The sequence below is a fragment of the Nocardia carnea genome, from assembly GCF_029868325.1.
GTDB lineage: Bacteria > Actinomycetota > Actinomycetes > Mycobacteriales > Mycobacteriaceae > Nocardia > Nocardia carnea_C.
Genome location: NZ_JARWNW010000282.1, coordinates 1 through 5,455, shown reverse-complemented (window position 1 = coordinate 5,455; position 5,455 = coordinate 1). Strand labels below are relative to the sequence as shown.

Here is a 5,455-nt window from a genome sequence, read left to right as displayed (position 1 = left end):
GTCGCGACCGGTGCGACGACGAAGGAGGTGGCCGGCAGCCTGTTCCTCAGCCCGCGGACGGTGGAGGCCCACCTGCGCAGCATCTTCCGCAAACTCGGTGTCACCTCGCGCAGGCAGCTCAAAGACATCCCCGATCTCGGGCCCGTACCCCCGCGTGGTTTGGGTGTTACCGCCAACCGGGGTGCCTAATCCCGGCCCGGGGGCGGCTAACGCCGCCCGGATCCGCCGATCGTCGGCGAAGGCGCCGGTATCGAGATCGGCGAAATCGCCGATCGACTTCAGGTACCGCACATCGTCTTCGAACGCGGCCAGCAGGCTCGGTTTGAGGGTGGTGTCGAACGACGTACCGCCGGGGCCGTTGTAGAGGTACACCACTTCCTGCGGGAGACCCGACCCCTCGGCCACGATCCGCGCGGCCTCCAGCGGTTCCTGCCACAGGAATTCGGTGGCATCCAGTTGCGCCTGGAGGAACGCGTCCACCACTTCGGGATGCTGTGCCGTGTAGTCCTTCCGGGCGACCACCCCGTGGAATGTGGGAACGTTCAACTCGGCACCGTCGTAGAGCAGTTTCGCCTTGTCCTGGAACACCAGCAGCCCCGGCCAGGCGACGAATTGTGATAGGCCGCTCACCTGTCCCGATTCCAAGGCCGACGCCCCGACCTGCGGTTGCTGGTTGAGCACCTCCACGCCGGTGACCGGGTCGATACCGGCACGGGTCAGCGCCTGCACCAGAGTGCCGTGCCCGGCGGATCCGACACTGGCGGAGATCTTCTTCCCCGCCAGATCGGGCAAAGTTGTCGCGGGCGAATCCGGCGGTACCACAACCATATTCAGCGCACCTTTGGGGTTGTAGCCGGTGACCGAGAGGAATTCCGTGCGGGAACGTTCGTTGGCCTGCGTGCGTGACCCGTTGATCAGCAGCGGGTAATCACCCATCGAACCGATATCGATCTTCTCCGCCACCATTTGCGCCGTGATCGGCGCGCCGGTGTCGTAGTCCTGCCATTCGACCTCATAGGCCGGGCCACCGTCCTCGGTGAGCCGGGCCAGCCGCTGCTCCAGATACCCCTGGGCGCGCAGCAGGGTGCCCGCGGTGACGGTGTTGATCGTTTTGGACTGGTATCCGATGACGACGCGCACCGTATCGCCGGCGGCGGCGTCTTCCAGCGAGCATCCGGTGAGGGCGAGCGCCCCGGCGGCGAGCAACGCGGCCAGGCGTTTCAGTGTGAGCATGGTGGGGTCTACCTCAGGAGATACGGCATGTTGACGGTGACGGCGCCCGTAGGACAGCGGGCCGCGCAGGGGCCGCAGTACCAGCATTCGTCGACGTGCATGAACGCTTTGCCGTTGTCGGGGTTGATCGCGAGGGAGTCGAGCGGGCAGATCTCGACGCACAGGGTGCAGCCTTCGATACACAGCGATTCGTCGATGGTCACGGGGATATCCGTGCGCTGGTTCGCCAGGGCCATCTAGAGGACCTTCCATTCGGGGTTCGTGCGGGAGAGACTGCCGCGCAGAGTGATCCGGTCACCGCGCATCCGGATGTACTCGAGGTCGACCGGTGTTCCGTCGTCGAGACGGGTGAGACGTTCGAGCATCAGCAGCGGCGCGCCGGCGGGGACGTCGAGCGTGGCGGCGGTATGCCGGTCGGCGGGTATCGCCTCCACGGTCAGGTCCGCCGAACCGAGTGACTGCCCGCTGAGCTGTTCGAGGAGCACGAACACATCGGTGTGGGCCAGATCGTGGTCGAGGACACGGGCGCCGATATCGGGAGCAAGATAGGTGAGGTCCAGGCTCAGCGGCTGATCACCGAGATAACGCAGGCGTTCCAGGTAGACGACCTGCTCACCGGGTTCGAGGCCGAGCCGGCGGGCGACTACGGGCGGGGTGGTGGTGCGGCGGCCCACCCGGACCTCGTTGCGCACGGTCCCGCGCCCCTCCAGGGTTTCCTGCAGGCCCAGCAACGCATCCAGACCGTGATCGAATTTCCGGGCGGCCACCCGGGTTCCGACCCGCGGCGCGCGGGCGATCAGTCCTTCGTCGCGCAATAGGGCCAGCGCATCGCGGATCGTGTTGCGAGATGTCCGGTGTTCCGCGGCCAACTGCTGCTCGCCGGGCAGAGTGTCACCGACGGTCCCCGCGTGGATCTGGTGGCGCAGGATATCGGCCACGCGCCTCGCCTGGTCCGCACGCAGCCGACGCACGGTCGCCCCGCCGCCTGACCGCTCCGAACTTATCTCGCTGACCTGCATGAACCGCGACGATAGTGGCGTTATTCGAGGGTTTCGGATGACCGCGGCTGAAATGGGTGCGCGGCTCGAGGCTTACGCCGGGTCACGGACGGGCGCGACCAGCATGGACAAGGGGTTTTGCGGCTATTCCGCCACCTGTGGCACGCCCGGCCCGGTTGAGATCAGCCCGATTCGAAAGAAGCGGATCGATCCGAGCGGACGGTTCACCGAACCGGTGGCGCTGGAGGTATCGCCAAGCCGGCGTCCAATTCGCGTCGAATGTGTATGCGAAACGGTGTTCCGGTTCGACCTCGACGACCTCACTCGGAACAGAACCCCGACCGAGCCCTTCGCGGTGGAGCAGTGGCCGGCTGCACACCGATATCGCAAAAAGTTGACCCCCACCACCTTTCCAAAAGATAGTGTAGCCTTCCCTAAGTATCGGAGCGGGTCCCCGGCAGACCCGCCGTGTGAGGCAGAAAATCCAGGCCACCATGCACCGAGTGGCCACTGCACACCGGTTGGCAGGCCGGAAGATCGTTCGGCCCCACGAGAACGCGGTGCCGATGCGATGACCTCCACAGAAGGAGCACACGTGGCAGCAATCCAGGTCACCGATCTCGTCAAGTCGTACGGTGAGGTGGCGGCTCTCAGAGGTATTTCGTTCGAGGTGGCCCGCGGAGAGATACTCGGCCTGCTCGGCCCGAACGGCAGCGGTAAGACCACCACGGTCACCCTGCTGTCCACCCTGCAACGACCCACTTCCGGCAGCGCCTGCATCTGCGGTCACGATGTCGTCACCGAGGCGGCCCGGGTGCGCGAAACCATTTCGCTCACCGGGCAATACGCATCGCTGGACGAGGGGCTCACCACGGCGGAGAATCTGTCCGTGTTCGGCCGGCTCACCGGTTTACGCGGCCCCGGGTTGCGCATCCGCATAGACGAGCTCGTCGAACAGTTCGACCTGGTCACGGTGCGCGACCGGCGGGTCGGCGCCCTTTCCGGCGGGATGCAGCGCCGGGTCGATATCGCCAGTGCCCTGGTCACCCGGCCCGAGGTGCTGTTCCTCGACGAACCGACCACCGGCTTGGACCCACGCAGCCGCGCCATGGTCTGGGATACCGTCGCAGGCCTGCGGGAGGAAGGGATCACCGTCCTGCTGACCACCCAGTATCTCGAGGAAGCCGACCGGCTCGCCGATCACATCGTGATGCTCAACCGTGGAACCGTGGTCGCCGCCGGCACCCCGGGGCAGCTGAAAAAGCAGGTCGGGGCGGCAGTGTGCGAGGTGACTCTCGTGGAGCGGGCCGATACGGCCCGGGTCGTCGACCTGCTCGACGGGCTCGAACTCGTCGAGTCACCCGCGGACGGCGCGGCCGCGGGGGCCCAGGTCCATCCGCGACTGGTGGTCCGGGCGCCGGACGGTATGGCAACGGTGGCCGGCGTGATCAGCCGGCTCGACAGCGCCGGGATCGACGTGGTCGATATCGGCCTGCGGCAGCCCTCACTGGACGAGGTGTTCCTCCAACTGACAGAGACGAGCTGATGACGACCGCTGTGCAGCGCGTGACCGCCACGAACTCTCCGGGCACGGCTGTACCCCGGAGTTCGGTCGGGCTGGTACCGGCCACTGCCACTCTCGCCCGCCAGAAGATCTCGGCCGCGCTCCGCTCCGGCGATATCGTCTTCGCCGTTCTCGGGCCGGTCGTGTTCTTCCTCTGCTTCTATACGCCGTTGCACCGCCAGTTCGAACTCGGCGGCGGCGATTACGCGCAATTCCTCACCCCGATAATCCTTTTGCAGGCCGGGCTCTTCACCGCGATCACCGCCACCGAGACCGCGGGGCAGGACGCCCGAGCCGGTGTGCACGAACGGATGATGTCGCTGCCGATTCCGCGCGTGGCCCCGTTCCTCGGGCGGATGGCCTGGGTGGTCGTCCGGATGATCCTGGCGCTCGGCGGCGGGCTCGCCATCGGCTGTGCCCTGGGCTTCCGGCTCCAGGGCACGATCGTGGAATCGGTTGCCTTCGCCGCGCTCGTCGTCGTTTTCGGGCTGGCGCTGAGTATGGTCACCGACGCGATCGGCACTGTGGCCCGCAATTCGGTGTCCATCGCGAGCGTGCTCATGATCCCCCAGCTGATCCTGGTGATGGCTTCCACCGGCCTTGTCGCGGCCGAGGCATTTCCCGACTGGATCCAGCCGTTCGTGCGCAATCAGCCGATGTCGGTGTACGCCGATGCGCTTCGCGCGCTCGCCGCGGGCACCGATTTCGAACCGACCGCGGTCCTGCTCTGGTCGGTGGCGTTGCTCGCCCTCGGCGGTGCGGCAATCGTGGCCGCGGGCCGAGCACAGGTGAAACGATGACGGAGACGATGACAGAGACAACAACCTGGCCGGCCCGGCAGGCCGTTCCAGTACTGCGCCAATCGGTCGTCCAAGCGGCGGCGCTGCTGCGTTCCTGGTCGCGCGATCCGGGGATCGTGGTGCAGTCGATAGTTTTTCCCGCTTTCCTGCTCCTGATGTTCCAGCTGGTCCTGGGCAAGACCGTGACCTCGATGGGTGGCGGTGACAGTATTTTCGGCAACACCGGTCTGGTGGCGCTGGTGGGTGCGTTGTTCGGCACCCTGGCCACCGCGATCAGCCTCATCCACGAACGCGATACCGGACTGCTGGCCCGGATGTGGACACTTCCGGTGCCGCGCCCGGGGTTTCTGGCCGGGCGGCTGCTCGCCGAGGCCGTGCGCACCGGGATCGCCACCGTTGTCCTGTTCGCCGTCGCCATCCCCCTCGGGTTCCGGTTCGAGCAGGGTTTCGCTGCCGGTATCGGCGCGGTGCTGGTGGCGATGCTGTTCGCGGTGGGTATCGCGGTGCCGGTGATCGCCATGGCGACGGTTGCCTCCGGCCGGCAGGCCGTCCAGCAACTCAACGGATTCTTCCTGCTGCTGCTGTTCTTCAACGGCGGTTTCGCACCCGTCGCCGAGTACCCCGGCTGGCTGCAGCCGGTGGTCCGGCATCAGCCGATGACACCGGCGATCGATACTGTCCGCGGTTTGACCGAGGGCGGTCCGGTGGCCCAGCCGCTGGCGGTCACCGTGCTCTGGACCATCGGATTGATCGTCGTGTTGGGGCCGGTGGGGGGGGGGGGGGGGGGGGGGGGGGGGCCGGCCGCGCCCGGCCGCCCCGCCCCCCGCCCCCCCCCCCCCCCCCCCCGCGCGGCCGCGGGA

Annotated in this window: 6 protein-coding genes and 1 pseudogene; 4 read left to right on the top strand and 3 right to left on the bottom strand. The window is 67.2% G+C overall.

From position 1 onward, the window contains the following. Positions 1-27: 27 nt before the first annotated feature. Positions 28-189, top strand: a complete 162-nt coding sequence (locus tag QH196_RS27260) for a helix-turn-helix domain-containing protein (protein WP_280418699.1) — start codon at positions 28-30, stop codon at positions 187-189. A gap of 53 nt (positions 190-242) precedes the next feature. Here the strand turns inward: QH196_RS27260 and QH196_RS27255 are convergent. From QH196_RS27255 to QH196_RS27245, 3 genes and pseudogenes are all read right to left on the bottom strand, one after another. Next, a pseudogene (locus QH196_RS27255) lies at positions 243-1,233 on the bottom strand (ABC transporter substrate-binding protein); the annotation flags it as partial. Positions 1,234-1,241: 8 nt separating this feature from the next. Then, a complete protein-coding gene (locus tag QH196_RS27250; protein ID WP_033246130.1) occupies positions 1,242-1,469 on the bottom strand; it encodes a 4Fe-4S dicluster domain-containing protein in 228 nt (75 codons plus the stop codon). Then, entirely contained in the window at positions 1,470-2,252 is a 783-nt protein-coding gene (locus QH196_RS27245) for a GntR family transcriptional regulator (protein WP_280418698.1), read from the bottom strand. A 550-nt stretch (positions 2,253-2,802) separates the two neighbouring features. On the opposite strand from QH196_RS27245, the gene QH196_RS27240 reads away from it, so the two are divergent. The 3 genes from QH196_RS27240 to QH196_RS27230 all read left to right on the top strand — a co-directional run. Next, entirely contained in the window at positions 2,803-3,777 is a 975-nt protein-coding gene (locus QH196_RS27240) for an ATP-binding cassette domain-containing protein (RefSeq protein ID WP_432279565.1), read from the top strand. After that, a complete protein-coding gene (locus QH196_RS27235; RefSeq protein WP_280418696.1) occupies positions 3,777-4,595 on the top strand; it encodes an ABC transporter permease in 819 nt (272 codons plus the stop codon). The genes QH196_RS27240 and QH196_RS27235 overlap by 1 nt, the downstream gene beginning before the upstream one ends. Positions 4,596-4,603: 8 nt before the next feature. Beyond that, positions 4,604-5,455 (top strand): ABC transporter permease (locus QH196_RS27230; RefSeq protein WP_280418695.1); only part of this gene is annotated, 852 nt, incomplete at its 3' end.